Source organism: Polyangium fumosum (assembly GCF_005144585.1).
In the GTDB taxonomy this organism is placed as follows: Bacteria; Myxococcota_A; Polyangia; order Polyangiales; family Polyangiaceae; genus Polyangium; species Polyangium fumosum.
In genome coordinates this window covers 11,802-30,231 of sequence record NZ_SSMQ01000052.1, presented here as the reverse complement: position 1 = coordinate 30,231, position 18,430 = coordinate 11,802, and the positions used below count along the sequence as shown (strand labels likewise).

At 67.5% G+C, this 18,430-nt stretch carries 10 protein-coding genes and 1 tRNA gene; 5 read left to right on the top strand and 6 right to left on the bottom strand.

Annotated features, from left to right (window positions below; translation table 11 throughout):
- Positions 1-35: 35 nt before the first annotated feature.
- The 4 genes from E8A74_RS36280 to E8A74_RS36270 form a co-directional block, all read right to left on the bottom strand.
- Positions 36-1,427, bottom strand: coding sequence for a Stp1/IreP family PP2C-type Ser/Thr phosphatase (locus E8A74_RS36280; protein WP_136933669.1), 1,392 nt, complete (start codon positions 1,425-1,427; stop codon positions 36-38).
- A 112-nt stretch (positions 1,428-1,539) separates the two neighbouring features.
- The gene (locus tag E8A74_RS53140; RefSeq protein WP_170229635.1) at positions 1,540-2,331 is read right to left on the bottom strand and encodes an acyl-CoA thioesterase; all 792 of its coding nucleotides are present in this window, start codon (positions 2,329-2,331) and stop codon (positions 1,540-1,542) included.
- A 40-nt stretch (positions 2,332-2,371) separates the two neighbouring features.
- Entirely contained in the window at positions 2,372-8,095 is a 5,724-nt protein-coding gene (locus E8A74_RS36275; RefSeq protein WP_136933668.1) for a hypothetical protein, read from the bottom strand.
- Complete coding sequence (locus E8A74_RS36270; RefSeq protein ID WP_232379913.1) at positions 8,092-9,747, bottom strand: ATP-binding protein; 1,656 nt, start codon at positions 9,745-9,747, stop codon at positions 8,092-8,094. Before E8A74_RS36270 ends, E8A74_RS36275 begins: the two co-directional genes overlap by 4 nt.
- Before the next feature lie 258 nt (positions 9,748-10,005).
- Between E8A74_RS36270 and E8A74_RS36265 the strand changes: the two genes are divergently transcribed.
- Positions 10,006-10,081, top strand: a tRNA-Arg gene (locus E8A74_RS36265).
- Between the two features lie 243 nt (positions 10,082-10,324).
- Here E8A74_RS36265 and E8A74_RS36260 read toward each other — a convergent pair.
- Positions 10,325-11,488 carry a tyrosine-type recombinase/integrase gene (locus E8A74_RS36260; protein WP_136933666.1) on the bottom strand — a complete coding sequence of 388 codons (1,164 nt, stop codon included), beginning with the start codon at positions 11,486-11,488 and terminating at the stop codon, positions 10,325-10,327.
- 67 nt (positions 11,489-11,555) lie between these two features.
- A complete protein-coding gene (locus tag E8A74_RS36255) occupies positions 11,556-11,783 on the bottom strand; it encodes a hypothetical protein (protein ID WP_136933665.1) in 228 nt (75 codons plus the stop codon).
- A gap of 1,347 nt (positions 11,784-13,130) precedes the next feature.
- Between E8A74_RS36255 and E8A74_RS36250 the strand changes: the two genes are divergently transcribed.
- From E8A74_RS36250 to E8A74_RS36235, 4 genes are read left to right on the top strand one after another with little or no spacing between them, the layout of a single operon-like run.
- Positions 13,131-14,573 carry a hypothetical protein gene (locus E8A74_RS36250; RefSeq protein ID WP_136933664.1) on the top strand — a complete coding sequence of 481 codons (1,443 nt, stop codon included), beginning with the start codon at positions 13,131-13,133 and terminating at the stop codon, positions 14,571-14,573.
- The gene (locus E8A74_RS36245) at positions 14,570-15,028 is read left to right on the top strand and encodes a transglutaminase-like domain-containing protein (protein WP_136933663.1); all 459 of its coding nucleotides are present in this window, start codon (positions 14,570-14,572) and stop codon (positions 15,026-15,028) included. Before E8A74_RS36250 ends, E8A74_RS36245 begins: the two co-directional genes overlap by 4 nt.
- 4 nt (positions 15,029-15,032) lie before the next feature.
- On the top strand, positions 15,033-15,761 hold the full coding sequence (locus E8A74_RS36240; RefSeq protein ID WP_136933662.1) for a P-loop NTPase family protein: 729 nt from the start codon (positions 15,033-15,035) through the stop codon (positions 15,759-15,761).
- A 48-nt stretch (positions 15,762-15,809) separates the two neighbouring features.
- Positions 15,810-18,344 (top strand): hypothetical protein, encoded by a 2,535-nt coding sequence (locus tag E8A74_RS36235; RefSeq protein WP_136933661.1) that lies wholly within the window; start codon positions 15,810-15,812, stop codon positions 18,342-18,344.
- Positions 18,345-18,430: the final 86 nt, after the last annotated feature.

The window sequence follows — 18,430 nt, the reverse complement described above, 5'->3', positions numbered from 1 at the left end:
AGGAAACCCGTATGCCCCAGGCGGCGCGGCTTTTCTCAGGCCCCGACGGGGGGCGATTGATCCGAAGGGGGCTCGGGGAGGTAGCTGTCGCGGGGCCGCGGCTCGGTCACGGGCGCGTCGTCCTCCCCCGGCTCCACCTCGTCCGGGAAGATCGCGTCCGTGATGTCCTCGGCGTTGAGCTCTTCGCGCGCCGAGCTGAGATCACGCGAGGTTTGATCGAGCCGGTCGGCGAGCACGCCGAGGAACTGCCAGAGCAGCTTCACCGCGAGCTCGTGCTCCTTGCGCAGGATCTCGAAGAAGTCGTTCCGGTGCAGCACGATGAGCTCACTCGGCTCGATCGCGGTCACCGTCGCCGATCGCGGCGCCGCGCGGATCAGCGCCATCTCGCCGAAGTGTTCGCCGGGGCCGAACTCGTTCAGCACCGTCTCGCCGCGGCTGATGCGCACTTGCCCCGAGAGCACGATGAAGAGCTCGTCGCCGCGGTCGCCCTCCTGCACGACGATCTGATCGACGTCGTACGAGACCACGTCCGCGACCTGCATGATCCGGAGCATCTCGCGCTCGGACAGGCGCGAGAAGAGCGGCATCTTCGCGAGCACCTCGCGCTTGAGGTGCAGCCGCCGCGCGCGGTTGTCGTCCTGTTTGTCGCCGGCGCCGAGGCGAACCAGGATCGCGGTGATGTTGTCCTTGCCGCCCTTCCGGTTCGCGAGATCGATGAGCTCACGCGTCGCCGTCTCGCCGTCGGCCTCCTCGAAGTACGGCTCGAGCTCCGCGGTGTGCGCGATGTATCCATGCAGGCCGTCGGAGGCGAGCAGGAACTGGTCGCCGGGCAGCACCTCGATCGTCAGCGTGTCGACCTCGACCCGCTCGTAGACGCCGACGGCGCGCGTGATCGCGTTCTTCTGCGCGACCTTTTCGATCTGGTCCCGCGTGAGCTTTCCGCGCTTGATGAGCTCGTTGTAGACCGTGTGATCTTCGGTGATTTGCTGCACCTTCCCGCCGCGCAGGAGGTAGATGCGGCTGTCGCCGACGTGCGCGATGAAGCCGTGCGAGGCCACGATCAGGAGGGCCGACAGCGTCGTGCCCATGCCGCGTTTGTTCGCGTCCTGCTTCGCCTCGTCGTGGATCTTCGCGCAAGCTCGCTGCACGGCGAGCTCCAGCATCGCGAGGATCTCCTTGGCGCCTGCCCGACCGCTCACGCCCTCGCGCGCGTACTTCTCGACGACGTCCTTGTGCTTCTTGACCTCCTCGTGAATGATCCGCACCGCGAGCGCGCTCGCCACCTCGCCGGCCGCATGCCCGCCCATGCCATCCGCGACGATGGAGAGCGCGAGCTTCTTGTCCACGAGGAAGTTGTCCTCGTTGTGATCACGTACGCGGCCTACGTCCGTCGCGGCGTAGAACTGGATGTTTTCGGACAGCGCCATCGGACGCGAGGCTACCACGGGGAGTCGAGCGCCCACCACCCCCTGCCCCGTTCGCCCGAGGCGTGGTGAGGGACCATCCGCCGCCGAGGCCCCGGCGCCGCCGCGCCCGACGTCAACGAATGGTTGCGATGGTCTGGTGGTTCAGCGCGAGGAGACGGCCGTCTTCGGTCCAGAGCTGTCGTTGTTCGACGCTGTATCCATCCGCCGCGACGAGCACCTGGCCGCGGTGAAGCAGCGGCGCGCCTTCGGCCACGCCGTCGAACGGCGGAAAGAGCTGGAGCGTGAAGGAGACGGTGCCGACGGGGCGCGGCTCGGTCCAGACCGAAAATGACGCGGGCCAGGTCGCGTCCGCGAGCGCCGTGAGATACGCCGCGTCGAGCTTCGGGCACGGAGGACGAAGGCGCACCCAGGTCTCCGTGACCGGCGACGAATGCCCCGAAAAAGGAAAGGGGCCCGTCACGCGATACTCGAAAAATTTCGCGAACGTGGGCCATTCTTGCGACGGCATCGGCGCGACGTCTTTCCAAGGCGTGAGACGCGGCGGCGGGATTTCGAGGTGCGTCGTGGTATCGGCTCGCGCGCGCGCGAGAATGCCGACGGCATGCGAGATGACGGCGCCTTCTTGCACCACGCGTGCCGCCACGGTCGTCTGGCCCGAGCCGCGGCGCAGGACCTCCACCGAGACCTCCGCGGGGCCGGGGAGCAGCGGGCCGCAGAGCTCGGCCGTTAGCGAGCGCAGCGGCCTCTCCGCGACGTCCTCGGTCGATTCGAGGGCCCGCACGAGCACGGCGAGGGAAAACCCTCCGAATGCGCCGCGCCCCTGCTGCCAGCCATCCGGGACGTCGAGCGAGAATCGGCCCGGGGCGACAGGGAGCGGGGTCGTAAGAGCGACGAAATCAACCATGGGATCAGGCACTTGTAGCACGCGGCCCGCCCCGCGCACGTCAGAGCGGCTCGCCGCGGAGGAGCGACAAGAGGACGCGCTTCTCGGTCGCGTCGGTGACGACCTCGAGGACGCGGTTGATCTCACGCACGGCGGCCGCGACGAGCAGGGTGCGCGCGCGCGGATCCTCCGCCGCTTTCGCCGCGAGCGCGCGCACAGCGGGATGCGAGCGATTGAGCACGAGCTTGCCCGACGCCGCGTCGAACCGCAGCGGCCGACCGCTCCGCGCATACCGCACGCCGGTGACGACCTGCGTCGGCGCGAGGCCGAGTTTGTCGATCGTCTGCACGAGCGAAGGCCCGAGCGCGCGCGTGGCCGGCTCCATGGGCTCGGGCGGATCGAAGAGCAACACCACGCGCGACACGAGCCCGCCGAACCACGACGAAGCAGGCTCCTCCTCGACGCCGCTTTCGGCCTCCGGCGCCTTTGGCTCGACGACGTCGGGCGCGACGAACGGCGTGACCTCCCCCCTCGGCCGTGTGGCATCGTTTGGCACGCCAGACCCATAGGTGAACGCATGCACGGCTGCGAGTACTTCGGGCTGCATGGCCTCGGGGGCGGACGCCGCGCGCCTCTCCGGGACGACCCCGCCGAGCTCCCGGACGATCCGCGTCCTCGCCCGCAACACCGAGGCGAGCACGCCGCCGTCGCGCAGGACAAATGGCGGCGCCTCCCCCGGAAAACCCCCTTCCGCCGTGCCCTCGTGGCGCGTGACCCATACCTCGCCTTTGGCCTCGACCTGCGCCACGACCTCGGACGCCGGTACGCGCGTGCCATCGGCCGCCACGACCTCGAGCTCCCCCACGTCGCCGCCGAGAAGCTTCAGGATCCATCGATACCCTTCGACGAGCTCCGCGGGCGCGCCCTTCTCCTCGGCGGCCTCGACCATTTCGATCGTCCGCTCCATGAGGAGCCGGGTGAGCGCCGCGCGCATGTCCGTCTTTTCGAGGTTCCCGACCTTGGTCGGCGCGACGAGCAGCCGCCCGCACACCGGCACCATCCCGTCAAAACGCTTCAGGCCGGTGACCTCGTAATGGCGCGCGACCGTCTCTTTTTTCGTCGCGTCCCGCACCTCGATGCGCCCCGCGCCGGCCCAGGAGGGCGGCAGCCATAACATTCCCTTCACGAAGAACGGAACACCAGGGAGCGGGCCGTGCACGGAGAGCTCGGCGAGCACCCCGGGCGGCGGCGCGAGCCATTTCGCGAGCTGCTCGTTCGCCTGCCCGACCACCCGCGCCCGCAGGCCCTCGCGCGCCACGTGCCCCTTGATCCCGTCGAATCCGCGATTCGTCGGGAGCGCGTCGTCGTTCACGACGGCGAGGACGGGCCAACCGTCACCGTCGAGGATGCGACAGAGAGGCCTGCCCGTCGTGTGCACGTGAATGCCACGCGCGGCGGCGTGCTCGGGCATGAGGATCCCGATCTCACCGAGGACACCGTCGCCGCGAAACGGAAGGACCTCCAGGCATTTCGCCCGCTGCGTCGCGTCGAGGCCGATGAAATCGGCCGGCCGGGAGAGCCGGCGTTGCTCGGCGGCGAGCTCACGCTTGAGGATCTGGGAGACGTCCTCGAAGACGGCGCGCGAACAGATCGCCTCGAACTCCTCGGACGTGAGCGCGAGCGGCGGACGCGGGCGCGGCGCGGTGGGATAGGGCGGCGGGAAGTTCACGTACGGATACGCGGACGAACCATCCCCCGCGATGTCCGCGATCGAATGGTATCCACCGAGGATGTCCGGGAACACGCGCATCGCGAGCCGGCGCTTGGTGAGCGTCTGATCCTTGCGGGAATGGGCGCTGACGACCCGGCGGAGCGAGGTCCGCACGAACGCTGGCAGCTCGTCGAGCTTGTCGGCGAGCGTTTCGATGTGCTTCTTCGCCGATTTCGTGAGATCCACGGCGATGTCGCGTTTGTCCTTGTCGTCGAGCTCGACGTCCTCGACCCGCACCTTCGCGCGGAAGGGGAACATCGCCTCGACGTCGAGCGCCACGACCTCCCCGCGCAAGGTCTCGACTTGCACGTCCGAGCTGTCGCCCTCCGTGAGCTCGATCTCCCCCTCGTAATGCGAATGCAGCGAAGCGAGATCGACCCGGAGCAGGGGATGCGCCGGCGAGCCCGGGAGACGCGGCCGGCCTTGCGCCGCCTCGCCCGTGCGCCGCGCTTGCAGGGCGGCGACGGCCTCGCTCACGTCGACGAGCTCGTATCCCATGCCGACGAGGATCGCCCGCAGGAGATCACCCTCCGGCGAGGCCGGCGCGTGTACGATGGGCGCGTCGAGTTCGCTCCCGGCGCGCGCCGGGGTTTGCCATTGCGTGTACCGCGCCCGCCCATAAAAGAGCTTGGCGCTGCCCGGGACGAGCTCGGCGAACGCCCGCTCGTCCCCTTGCACCGTGGGCCATCGGAAATCCGCCGAACGAAGCGCGAAGTCCGCCTGGAGGATGTCGGAGCGTGAGCGATCCTGTGCCGAAACCTTGTACAGCGCGGCGACGAGGCGCAGCACCCGGAGGTCCCCGAAAAACGCGGCGGGCTCGCGCCCCTTCGCGCGCTCGACGAGCCCGGCGGCGAGCGAGCAGGCCGCCGAATAGACGCGCGCCTCTGCGACCGACACGCCCGAAGGCGTCACGTCCGAAAAGGGGACGACGAACGCCTCGGAGGCGAGGAGAATCCGCGCCACGACGGGGACGGGCATTCCCGTGAGCTTCCGCGTGCAGAGCAGCCGCTTGTCGAGGAGGATTTCGACCTCGGCCGCGGAAAGCTCGAGCCCGCGCCGCGGCAAGGCTGCCGCGACGGACATCGACGTCTCGGTTTGCTCCTCCTCGTACCAGAGCGCGGTGAGCCCCTCGGGCTCGGCGAGCGGCCCGCACACGAAGGGGTCGAGCACGGGTTTGGCGCGAAACACCTTCCGGTCATACGCGGTGCGCGCGCCGTGTCGCCGCGCATCGAGCTCGCCCTGCGCATTCTTGGCCCGACCGCCCGCCCACCGCTCGAATGCGTATGCCTCGCGGTCGTCGAGGCATAGGACCGGGCGCCAGGAGAGCGTCGGAAAATCCGGCGCTGCCCGGAGGAACGGAATCATCTCCGGCTCTGGATATGTTTTTCGCACCGATTCGAGCGAGACGAGCTGCGGCCGCCCGTCCTCGTCGAGGACGGGCACGAGCGGGAGCGCCTCGATCCGCGCCGTGAGCTCGTGACCCCTGTGGCGTGTGATCGCCTCGATCACATACGCCCGGAGGAGCGGCCCGGGCGCGCCCGTCGGCGCGTCCCTGAGCGATGCGCGCGCCTCGGCGTTCCCTTCGAGCGCCGCGACGATCCGCCGCAAAAGCTCGTCGCGCACGGGCACGAGAAACGCCATGTCTCGGGTCCATGCGATTCGATCCCACGAGGGCGCGGGCACGAGCCCGTCGTAGTCGACGACGATCGTCGTGGGCTCGATGTACTTGTCGGTCGCGACCACCTGGAGCAAGACCCCCGCGTGCAGCCAGAGGATCTCGTCCTTGCGGGCCGGCGCGATGACGCCCCGCCCCTGCTGCGCCTCGAAAGGCATCGAGGGCAATACCTCGCCCCCCGCGCGCCGGGACGCGCAAAGCTCGTGGAACATCGCGAGCCGCGGCGTCGCGGGCTCCCGGGGCGACCGCAACGCCCGCGCATAAGGAACGAGCGTCACGCCCCGAAACACCTTTTCGAGCCAACCGAGCTCGAGGTCCGTGACGGCGACGACGGGCCGCTTGTCCGGAGCAACCCCGATGGAGCCCGGCGGCACATGGCAAATGGCATTCGTGCGATCGACGTACGAGCGCAGCTCGGCGAGGCTCAGCGGGAGCCGATCCGGATCGGGCGAAGGCCAGAAGCTCCGTGTCCAGAGGGGCGTGTATGCGGAGAGCGCCGGTTCGGGCGGGGGATTCTCGATGCCGAGCGCCTCGGCCGCGAGCACGAACGCCCCGACCGCCGCGCGCACGAGCGGCCGCAGCCGTTCGAGATCTGCGGCTCGTTTTTCCTGCGCGAGCCGCTCGACGTGCGAGCCGAGCGCGAGGAGCGAAAGACGCGTGAGCTGGAACATGGCGAGGCGCAACGCGTCGCTGTCATGCACGCCCTCGTACGAAAAACGAGGCACGATCTGCCCGTCCCACGCAACGGCCGCGTCGATCGCCAGGGGAAGTTTGTCTCGGTCGACGGTGATCGTATCGATGTGCCGCCCCTCGACGTACACCCGCACGGTCGTGGGCCGCTGCCCCGAGCCGATTCCCTCCGCGCCGAGCGCGAGTTGCCCGCGCAGCCCCCGGAAAGGCCCGTCTTTGACGTGAAACGTCTCCTTGACGACGTGATCTGGCTCCGACGGCACGGCGGGCTCGCTGCGCGGCCGCGCATGCAGGCGCCGCCTGCGCTCGTACGCGGCCTGCGCCGCCGTGATGCGTTTCTCCGCGCCCTGGATCTCGAAATCGACGAGGATCCGCTCCGCGAGGCGCCCACGCGCCCATACCACGTCGTCGAGCCATGGTTCGAGCTCTGCGGGCGCAGGCTCCTTTCCCTCGAAGACGTACACGGGCCCCTCCTCACGCGAAAGCAATGCCATGGGCGTGAGCGACCCTCCGACCGCATTCCGAAGCAGGGGCAATTCGAGCAGCGCCCGCGCTTGATCGGGAAGATCCATCCCACGTCGAAGCGCCCCTGCCGCGACACAAACGAATGCGCCGAGCGCATCTTCGAGGCGCGCCTTGTCGTGGTCGAGAACCTCCACGTCGGGCAAAGGTTTTCCTTCGCCCGTGACGATCGCCACGAGCGTACGAAGCGCATCGATGAACCCGCTGCGCGCCGCCTGCTCCGCGCGCAACATCATGCCCGCATCCTCGCGCAACGCGGAGCGCGAGGCATTCGTGGGCAGCTCGTCCGCGTCGACCAGCACGCGAACGGGGAGCTCGACCTGCGCATGCGCCGCGCTCGGAAACATGGGCTCTGCCGCGAAGGGTCGCCGCAAGAGAAGGACCCCGAGCTCCAGATACGCGACGACCGGCGGCCCCGCGGGCACCGCGAGGATCTCGACGACGCCGCGCCGGGTGTCCTTCTCGCGAAACCGAACACGCAAAAGAGCCGCCGGACGCAGCGCGAGGGGAAGTTTTTCCCCGGCCCTCCGGAGCGCGAGCGGCGCATCGTGCATCGCCTCGGCGAGGAGCCCAATCTCGCGCGGCAACTCCCGCCGCGCCGCGCGCTTCAAGGTCTCGAAACCCATACGCCGGCGCACGTGCACACGCGTGCCCCGCTCCGGCATTCCCTTGGGCAACGCGACCCGAACGACCTCCGGGAGCGGCGCGTCCTCGCCCGCGAGGACCGACGGAACGAACCGCACCCGCGCGGTGTTCGTATCCCCCGCCGCACGCACATGAATGTCGACAAACGAAGGCCCGAGCCCGAGCGCCGCATTGACGCCGAGCGCGAGTCCCCGCAAAACGCGCCCCGAGCCCCCGGAATCCCCGAGCACATGATCGAGCAGCCGCGGCAATTCCGTCTCGGCCACCGGCTCCCCATCGAACACGAGCACGACGTCGTCGGCGTCGTACTGCACGTCGAGGAACGTGGCCCCCGAAGCGACCGCGGCCCGCGCGATCTCCGCAGCATACAGGTGCAGATCGACGAGCAGATGCTCGCGCAGCTTGGCGAGCGCGCGCCGCGCGTCGACACGAATGCGCCCCCGGGCGAGGATCTCGCGCCCTTCCTCCGCCATTCCCGTCATGCAATCACCTTCGCCGAAGCCTCGAACAGCGAATCGGATACCTTGCCGGATGGATCCTCGCGCGAAAGCAAGAGGATCCGCGCGAGCAGGTGCGCCGCGACAAACGAATCCTCACGCGCCCGCTCCCGCGCGGCCACGACGACCTCGTTCGCCGCGTCGAGGAGGAGCCCACCCCGGGCCCGCTCCTCGGCCCACCCCCGCTCGACAAAACCCATTCGGCAAAGCCAAACCCCGACCCCGACACACCGCACGTCCCCCTGGACGAGGACACAAGGAGCGGCAATCCCCGTGCTCGGCCGCGCGAGCGCCACCCGATCGACACGAATCCCCGCCCCGCGCAGGGCCTTCTGCACGCCGAGGCAAAGCTCTCCGTCGGCCTTCGTGACCTCGGCATCCGGAAGCTCGTGCAAAAGCACCCAATGCTTCTCGACCGCGAGCGGCCCCGGCAAAGGCCCCCGCGCCGCGAGCGAAGAGACAATGGCCGGATGCGGCACGAGCACGACCGGCTCGCCGACCTGCGCGAGCGCGCGGCCGAGCTCATTCGCGAGCGGGGCGACGAACATCTCCTTGCGCTTGAAAAGCTTGCCCTCGGGAGCGACGTGTTTCCCCTCCCAGGCCGCGACGAGCGGGAGCACGACCTCGTCCTTTGGCAAAACGAGCGGCGGCGCACAAGCCGCCTCCAGCAATGCGACATACGAGAGGACGACCTCCTCGTCATAAGGTGGCCTCGCCTTCGCGAGATCACGCGCGGCCCGCGCGAGCCGTGAGCCGAGCTCCCGCCGGAGCGATCCCGTCACGAGGTCGCGCACCTGCGAAACGACGCGATGAAACGCCCGGTCCCTGAGGACGTTGTCGCGGCTCAACGTATGCCGCAAATGAGGACTATCGACGCGAAACCGCACGTGCTCGAGCCCCGGAAGGAGCGGCTCGGTGGTCTCGAACAGCGTGAGCCCGCGATTGTAAAACCCGGCAAACGTAGGCTTGCCCCACGCAGGGTCCTCGGGCGCAGGCGGCGTCGCGCAAAACCGCTCCGACCCTGCCGAAGGCCCGACGACGAAATGCTCGCCGCCCCGATGCGTCTCCACGAAAATCGGCGCCGGCACCCCGAGTGCCCCATCGATCCGCCGCGCCCCACTCCCCTCGGGTCGATCCGGATCGGACACGTGCAATTCCATGGGCACGGTCGCGTACCTGCACCACCGCAAGAGAGCCCCCTCGATCCGAGCCTGATGCTCCTCGAACCGAGCCGCCTCCATGGTCTGATGCAGCGAAACGATCGTCCCGTGCCCATCTCGCGGCGCGAGCCGTTCGAGCTCATACCGATGGTCCCGAAACAACCGCACGCGATGGCACGTCCCATCCCGCCAGGTATCAATCTCGACGACCTCGGGATCGACGGCAAACACGCTGACGAACCCGACCCCATACTTGCCGATCTTGGACGAATCCCCCTCCTTGGAGGAATTGAACAGGGTGAGCAAAGGCCCCTCGATGACGGCCCGATCCATGCCCGCGCCGTCATCCTGCACGGAGGTCGTGACGCTCGCCCCCGACCGCTCGACACGCACGACGATCGCAGTCGCCCCCGCATCGATGCTGTTCTGCACGAACTCCCGGACGAACGCATACGGATCGGCAAACTGCCGAACCATCTCGGCCACCGGCCCCGCCTCAGGCCTCTCCGCCCCCCCACGCTTGCGCTCGGAACGATACGGCATGCCGCCCACGAGGCTACCACAACCCCCCGCAAACGAACCCGCCCACCCCGCAAGCCCACAGCGCCAGGTCGATGGCAAGGCTGTACCAAACGGGGATCGTAGGCTCTGCCCTCGAGAACCACACTTGCCCCTTGACTCGCTCCACCCGCCACGTACGATCCCGCGGTCCTTCGTCCCGAGAAGGACAGCCGTGCCCCCGTAGCTCAGTGGATAGAGCAGCGGTTTCCTAAACCGAAGGTCGCAGGTCCGATTCCTGCCGGGGGTGCCAATGATTTCGCGGGGTTGCGAGGCAGATCCCCTCGCTCCCTCCCCGTCGCCCAAAGCTGTGGCCTCACTGTGGCCTCAACCGAGAACGCCGGTCGAGCCCAGCGGAGGACGTGTCCTCTCCGGGCCCTGCTCGACTGTCTGGAGACGTTTCCTGGGATGCGGGCGGCGGTGCGGTGGTCTCGCCCACCTTGACTCTGGTCGACCCTTGCCCCCGGCGTTGCACCGAGAGCCCCGTCACCGGGCGTCAGTTCTTCTCCCCGTCGCCACGGCGGCGGACAGGCAACCGACGAGCAGCCTCCTCCAGGTCTTCCTTGAGGAAGTGCACGTAACGCTGCGTGGTCGACAGGTTCGTGTGACCTGCCATCCGCTGCACGACATGGACCGGGATGCCCGCGCGAAGCCACGCCGTAATCGCGTAGTGGCGCAAGCAGTACACCGACCACCCTTCGACGCCGGCCCGCTTGCTCGTGCGCGCGAACGCCTGTTTGAGCCCAGACTGGCCCCACGGCTCCCCGGCGTCGTTGAGCGCCACGTACGCCTCGCGCGTTGCGCTCTTGACAACCGGAACGAGGACCCGCGCGAGCTCCCGCGAGATGGGGATCTCGCGCTGCCCGGTCTTCGGCGTGTGGGTCTCGCCGTGTGACCGGCCCTCGCGCACAGTGAGGAACCCGCCGACCGCCTCGCCGTTCTCCCACCGGAGCTGCACGTCCTTGCCTCGGAGCGCGCGCACTTCGTTGGGACGAAGCCCGGCGTCCGACATGAGGGTGAAGCCCAGGCGGTGCGTATCGTAGGCGACCCCGAGGATCTGCTCGACTTGATCGTCGCTCGGAATCTCCAGGATGCGCTGCCCGACCTGCTTCAACCGCGGCAGATTCGCCGGCCGGTCCTCGATGTATCCGCGGCTCTTGGCAAACCGCAGAACCGATCGAAGCACGACCTGCGTATTGTTCCGCGTCGAGCGGCTCAACTTGCGCTTCGTGAGCGCGAGATCGAGATCCGCCGCGGCCTTCCCGTCGACCTTGTCCACGGTCAGCTTGCCGAACTTCGGAAGCAACGAGGCCCGAAGGACCGATTCGTACCCTTTTCGACTGGTAACCTTGAGCTCCGCGACCATGAAGGTCTCCCGGAACTCGGTGACCACCTCGGCAAAGGTCTTCCTCGGCTTCGGCGCCGCATTCGCTCCGGACGAATCGACCGAATCGGCCGCCGTTGGCGCAGTCCCCGGCTCGTACGGCTCGCCATGATTGGCGATGTTGAGCAGGTACCGCTTCTCCTCCGCACGGGCCGCGGTCCACGTTTGGACCTCGGCGTCCTTGCGGAAGCGGGCCCGCGTGCCGTCCCGCTTCTTGTATTGAATGTCAATCAACAGCCGGGTTTCCCCGTATCGCTCTACCTTGCGGACTGCCATGGTCAGATTCCTTTCCGACCATCCCAGCCACCTTTGCGAGGCTGGGACTGTAGCACGTGGTCCGTCCTCACGGGACCCCCCAAGCTTCGGAGAATCGAACCCGCCAGATCCGGCCGAACTTGCGCGCCCGCACGCCGTCGACGCTCGCCTCCGTCACTCCGTCCGCCGCACGGACGGCACGGCGCTCCAGCGTCTTTCGCAGCGCACCCACATTCATGCCGAGGTGCGCCGCTGCGCGGTCGATGGGCACCCAGCTCCCGACCGCTTGATGGGCTTCTACCTGCTTTGCCGACATGCCGGGACCTCCCTTCCTTGCCGCCCATGTCCACCTCCCCCTGGCGCGCGCGAGGGCTCTCCGCGGCGCCACGTCAATCGACGACCGGGCGAGGGGGCTCGAGCTCTCGGCGAGCGACCCCTCCCACGTGTCGGTCCCCGGAATGTACGGCAATTCGTCGCCGACCTTCAAGCCATTTCGTTAGCAAAATCAGCAACTTGCCGAAACAGATCAAAATCCCGAGCTTTGATCGGGGATCCTGAAGGCCCCCTCTTGTTTCACCGCATGGCGATCCGAGGACCGCCGAGAAATCGAACCGCCTTTCGCATGCGCGCCGGGGCACCGGAGCGCACTCGACCGCCTGCCATTGTACGAGTTCGCACCTGACGACCCCATCCAACAGCGCGTATCCCACAACGTCGGGCGCGAGCTCGTCGTCGTGATCGGGTCCCGACGCGCAGATTCCCGACCCTTCCCAGGGAAACGCCACGGCGCGGCCGGGCTCAATCTCGGTGAACGCTCGGAAAATCGCGGCTTTCGCCCGGCAGGCACTCGATCATCGAGCAGCGTCCCCTTCCGTTCCGCATGTACGCACCATCGTGCCAATTCCACTCCAAACGTTCCCTCTACGGCGATCGCCCCAATCTTCGGTACACGGGATGCCGGATGCGACTCAGGCAGGGGTTCGTCTCGCCGCATGCAGTTCAGCCATGGCAAGCCTTCGCTGTTTCAATGGCCGAACACTGAACAGCGCTGTTCACTGCCGAAAGCAGCGCGCACGAGGCGCGCACGTGGTGCCACAAAGAACTCTTCGCGGGTGTTCTGCCTGGTTGCATGCGTGGCTTGCCTTGTTTCACGCTGCCGCATCGCGCCGGTACGTCTACGCAAACAACGACTCGGGCGATAGGCAAACCTCGACCGCTACGCTTCCCGTACGGATCGACCTCGTCCGGACGGTCACTTGCGTTCGATGCTCCCGTAAAGGGGGGGCAGCGTTTCGCGGCACGTCCCGTTTTCACGCCGCTTGCATGCGAGTGGCCTCTCGAGGATCACGGAGCAGCCCCCAATCGCCCCCTGGGAGACACCCCCATCAGCCGCCCCTCATCATGCAAAATCCTCGGCACTTTCTCGGAAGGCGCACACTTGCTCGCGATCGTTATTTTGTTCTCAAACGATTATTCAGGCGCTTCCCCAAAAACGCGTGGCCCAAGCAACAACTTTTGTGTTGCAATGCCTGAGGGACTCGTCCCATTATCGACCCAGCACCATGCACCACCCAGAGCCCACTGGGCTCGATGGGCAGTCGTCTGCCGTCGAGCCGGATCTCGGTCCGGCGCGAGAGCCCTTTGGGAAAAGGAGGTCCAAGCCATGATCCAGGCCGAACCCAGCGCGCCCTCGGACGAGCCCGCCGATCTCGGCGGTCATCCGCTGTTTCCTCGGCCGGAGACCGAGGTAGGCCCGGATCCGCGAAGATTCGACCTCATTCAAATCGTCCGCATCCTTCCGGACAAGACGCGGGAGGTCTGCCCGACGGCGTGGAAGGGGTCCGAGCTGCGAAGCTGGCAGCAGATCATCGACCTGTACGGTGGTGAGTGCTGTTATCAGCTCAATGCGATGTGCGGAAAGACGCATCGATATTCGGCCAAGTCCGAGATGCTCTACTTCGCCGGTCCTGCACGAAAGCCCTTCGTCCAGGAGCCGCAGGCACCCCGACCCGCACCGGCGGCGCCTGCCATCAACCCGGCTGCGGTGCCTCCCTATTATGCCCCACCTGCGCCCGCGCCCGCGCCTGCACCCGCGGCCGTGCCCACGATGGGGGTGGAGTTCGTGAGCCTGCTCAAGGTCGTTCTCGAAACGATGCGCTCGATGCTCGAGGTCAACAGGCAGCCACAGGGAAACCAGGCTCTCGAAGTCGTACGTGAGATCGTTCCGCTCCTCCAGCAACCGCCGCAATCCAACTCGACGCTCGAAGTCGTGCGCGAGATCGTGCCGCTGCTCCGCGGAAACGACGCCGGGAAGCCGAGCGGCGGGGTCGGCTATGAGCGAGGGATGGAGCGCGGGATTGAACTGGCGAAGGCACTCGGGGGCGGAAACGGCGGTGGCGACGAATTCGGCGAGATCGCCAAACTGCTCACACTCGTGAAGTCTGCGACCCCTCCGCCGCCACCCCCTCCCCCGCCTCCGCCACCTCCGCAGGCGAATCCGTGGCCTACGGCGCCTGTGTCTTGGGATGGCTGGGAGATGATCCAGACCCCAATGGGGATGATCTTGCGGCAGGCCGCTGCGCCCGCGCAGCCTGCACCCGCGCCCGCACAACCCGCACAGTCCGAGCCCGTGGCGCCCACGCAACCCGCGCCAGCTTCCGCGTCCGTCGAGCTCCCGCAGCTTGAGCTCGTGGCACCCGTGCGCGTGCAGCCCGCGGCGCCCGTGCAGTGCACGGACGGCCCGCAGAATGTCGCCCCCGCGCCGCGACCCCCGCCGCCGCCCCCGCCGCCGCCGGAGCCTCCTTTCGTGAGCGCGCCGCTCCCGCCGCCCGCTCCTCCGCCGCCGCCGCCGCCAGCGAATGCGCGACCCGAATCTCGAACGCACAAATCGCCCAATCTCGCGCCGCACCTCACGGCCGCGGGCTTCGTTCCCGCTCCGCCGGAATCGCTTCCTGCCAACCCGCTCGGCGGTGCCTTGACGCAGGGTCTCCAGCTCCTCGGCACCAATCCAGATATCTACGCAAAGCTTCAGGAGTTCGCCGCGACCCTCTCGCCCGGAGTCTTCGGCGAGGTACTCGCCGTGGCGGAAAAGGGCGGTGCCAAATGATCCGGCCGCGTATCGTCCACTTCCCTTCGAACCTCGCGAAAGCGCGGTTCATGGCCGAGGGCAGCAAGCGCGACCTTCTGCTTCCCGAGGTGCAGCGCTGGGCCGCGGTATTCCGGCGATTGCCGATCGGGGAGCGGGCTGCTGCCATCCTGAAGTTCTGCCAGTACGCGATCGACTACGTGCGCGATCCCAAGCGCGAAGTCCTCGAAGACTCCGCCGTGACGCTCTGCCGCGGCTTCGGCGACTGCGACGCGAAAACGCGAGTCTTCGTCGCGCTCTGCCGCGCATGCGGCATTCCGGCCCGCGAGAAGCCCGTCCGCCCCGAGCAGGACTTTCCGCACATCCTCGCGGAGGTCTTCGTGAATGGGCGATGGCAACCCGCGGACCCAACCATCCTGAACTCGACGATCGGGCGTATCCCGCCCGCCTGGCTCGCGAAAACGAACTATTGGTGATGCCATGAGCCACAAACCGCCCCTTCGATGCGCCGTCTGTCTGCGGCGACGGCCCTTGCTTTGCGGTGGATACTGCGAATGCGGCGCGACCGTGTGGGAACTCATCCCGCACGAGGTCCCGCCGGGCATCGTCGTGGAATCGCTTGAGGAGCGTAGCACGCCCTTGCGTCCCACGCATTTCCCCGCGCTTCTTTCCCGCGCGCTCGGGGGCGTCGTGCTCGGCTTGAAGGTGCTCGTGGGCGGCGTTCCCGGGGCCGGGAAGTCGACCCTCTGCGCCGAGCTCGCCGCGCAGATCGTCGCGAAGCTGGACGGCCTCGGGTATTGGCTCGATGCAGAGCAGAACCGGAACCTCGTGCAGGAGCTTTTCCCGCGCACGGGTTCGTCCTCGCGACACATTCGGCTCGTGAGCAGGCGGAGCGAGAGCGGCAGCAAGGTTGGCTGGCGCGACGCTCTCCAGGCCGTGCCGCCCGATGCCGCCGTGATCGTCGTGGACTCACTCCAACGCTGGGCGCGCAGCTACGCCGAGCAGACCACGCTCCTCGAAACCGTCGCGACGATGCACCCGACGGTGCTCGTCGTCTCGCATTTCAACAAGGCGGGCCAGTTCGCCGGCCCCATGGGGAACGAATACGACGTGGACGCTACGGCCATCGTCCGGCCGAAAAACATTGAAGTAACCAAGTGCCGCTGGAGCCTTTGCCCGCGCACGATCGAGCGTCCGATGGCCTCGTAGAGCCATCGCACGAACCACAACCGAAGCAGGGAGAGGAGGCATTTCGGTATGCCTAACGCTATCACTTTGTCTTACGAGACCGACGAGGAGACGAGCGGCGCGCCCGAAGAAGAAACCGCGACGCCGTTCGACGACGATACGGGGGGCTTCTTCGACAGCCTCGTCAGCGGCGGGGGGCAGTTGCTTTCGTCGATCCTGGGGGGTGGCGGCGGCGCCAAGCCCGGCGGGGGCGGCGGGGGCATCGGCGAAAGTATCGGCGCGATCGCCGGCGCGGGGCTCGGAACGCTCGCGGGCGGGGCCGGTGCGTCGATCGGCGCGAATATCGGGAAGATGGCTGGCGGCGCGGTGGAGAGCCTCGTCCGCACGCAGGTGGGGAAAAAGAAGCCTCCAAAGAAATCGCGCCCCGGCAAGCCGCAGCGCCAGCTCACGAAGCGCGAGAGGAAGATCCTCGCGGACGGCGAGCAAATGACGAAGCGTACCGGAGATCCCATGTACGTGCATGAGGCGCGTCTCCGCGTGTATCGGCCGGCGGAGTACAAGCGCAAGCGCGACGCGGGGCAACTCTTGTCGCAGATCATGGCAACCGATCCGGAGACGGAAGCATTGCCGGAGCCGCCGCAGCCGCAGCGTCCCCGCCTCAACTTCGGGGCATTGATGGCCTCGCCCCAACTGGACGAGCCTGAGGTGACGTACAACGATACCGCGTCGCCCGACGCGAGACCGCGCCCGTTGCAGCACGTGTCGGCCTCCCCGATGAGCGCGGCGCAGCTCGAAGCGATGATCCGCGCCGTGCCCCTGCTGCGGATGCACGATCCGCGGCTCTTGCGCACGCTCACGGGTGGCGGCGGCGCGCGCGACGTCTCGGGCGTCGATCCGACCACCGGCACATACCACGCGGTGCCCGGCGAGACGCCCCACGGCATCACGAAAAAGCTCACGGGGCAGACCGAGCGCACGCAGGAGCTCCTGGCGGCGAATCCGGGCAAACCTGCATCGGAACCTGCGTGGAATATCCCGCCCGGATGGCTACATTACTCGGGCGATACTGGAGCGGTCCTCAACACGGCGCGCAAGTACGTCGTCATCAAGGATGACTGGCCGCAGAAGATCGCCACGAAGCTGGGCGCCTTCCCGACTCGCGCGAAATGGTGGTCCGAGCTCCGGGCCGCAAACCCGCACAAGGCCACGGAGAACGGGAACTGGAAATATCTCTACCCGGGTGAGGAGATTGGAATCCCGAACGAATGGCCGGAACACGCGCTCGCGGTCACGGTCAATGGCAACCCGGCGCAGCCGTCCACCCCGGGCGTGCCCACTCCGGGCAAGACGACTACGCTCGATCCTGCCGTTGTTCCGCACACGCAAGCTCTCCTCGCGAACTGGGCGCTGCGCAATTCAAACGACTGCAATCCCTCGGACTTCGGCCGGAATCCAATGGACCTCGTCAGCGGTTTCACGCCGCGAACAACGCAAGCGCTCGCGTCATTCCAGACCTGGTGGAACAAGAGGCAGCCGACAAGACCACTGTCGACGACGGGGGAGCTCGATCAGACGACGTACAATGCGCTGATCGAGGAGAACAATGCACAGTTCACCTCGCCGCAGCAAACTGGTCCTCAGCAGACATCGACGCAGAGCCAGCAACTGCCTGCGCCGCAGCAACAACAAACCGAGAATGGGACGCCCGCCATCACGATCCCGGGCATCGGTACGTTCCCATTGCCGAATCTCGGCACGCCCTCGACCTCCACGACGACAAGCCAGACGCCTACGCAGACCCAACAGCAGCCTGCGCCGCAGCAGACCGACCATGGGACGCCCGTCATCACGATCCCGGGCGTCGGCACGTTCCCATTGCCGAACCTCGGCACGCCCTCGACTACTTCCACGACGACGACGCCGACCCAACAGCAGCCTGCGCCGCAGCAGCAACAAACCGACCATGGGACGCCCGTCATCACGATCCCGGGCGTCGGCACGTTCGCATTGCCGAACCTCGGCACGCCCTCGACCTCCACGACGACGAGCCAGACGCCGACGCAGACCCAACAACAGCAGCCTGGACCGCAGCAGCAGACGAACCAGGGAACGCCCGTCATCACGATCCCGGGCGTCGGAACGTTCCCATTGCCAAATCTTGGCACGTCCGCGACGACGCCCACCTCTACGACGACGAGCCAGCAACCTTCGGGGTCGGGTGGAACTGCACAGCAGACCTCACCGGGTCAGCCAACCGGCTCCGGTGGAACTGCACCCCTGCTCGACAACGATCTGTCTGCGTCCGAGAAGAACGAAATCATCCTCGTCCTCGAAAGCGTCTACGACGCAAATCTGCTCGAACAGTTGGCGAGCACCTACGAATCCCAAGGACATCCCCTCGCGGCGAAAGCCTTGCGGGCGCGCGCAGACGCTCTACGGGAGCTCGCTGCGCAGGGTGAGCTGGGCCCGGAAGACTGGAGTGGCTCCGGCGGCTCTGGTGGCTGGCAGTACGGCCCTGTGGACGCACCTGCAACCACGTCCAGCAGCAACAGCAGCCTGATGCCGGTGATCGCCGTCATCGGCGTCGGTCTCGCGTTCTCGTGATCGAATAGGGGGCGGCGTCATGCCTACGCATTTGCCTTTCTGGTGGTGGAACTGGTGGCAGCGGGAGAAAGGGACCCCCGCTCCAT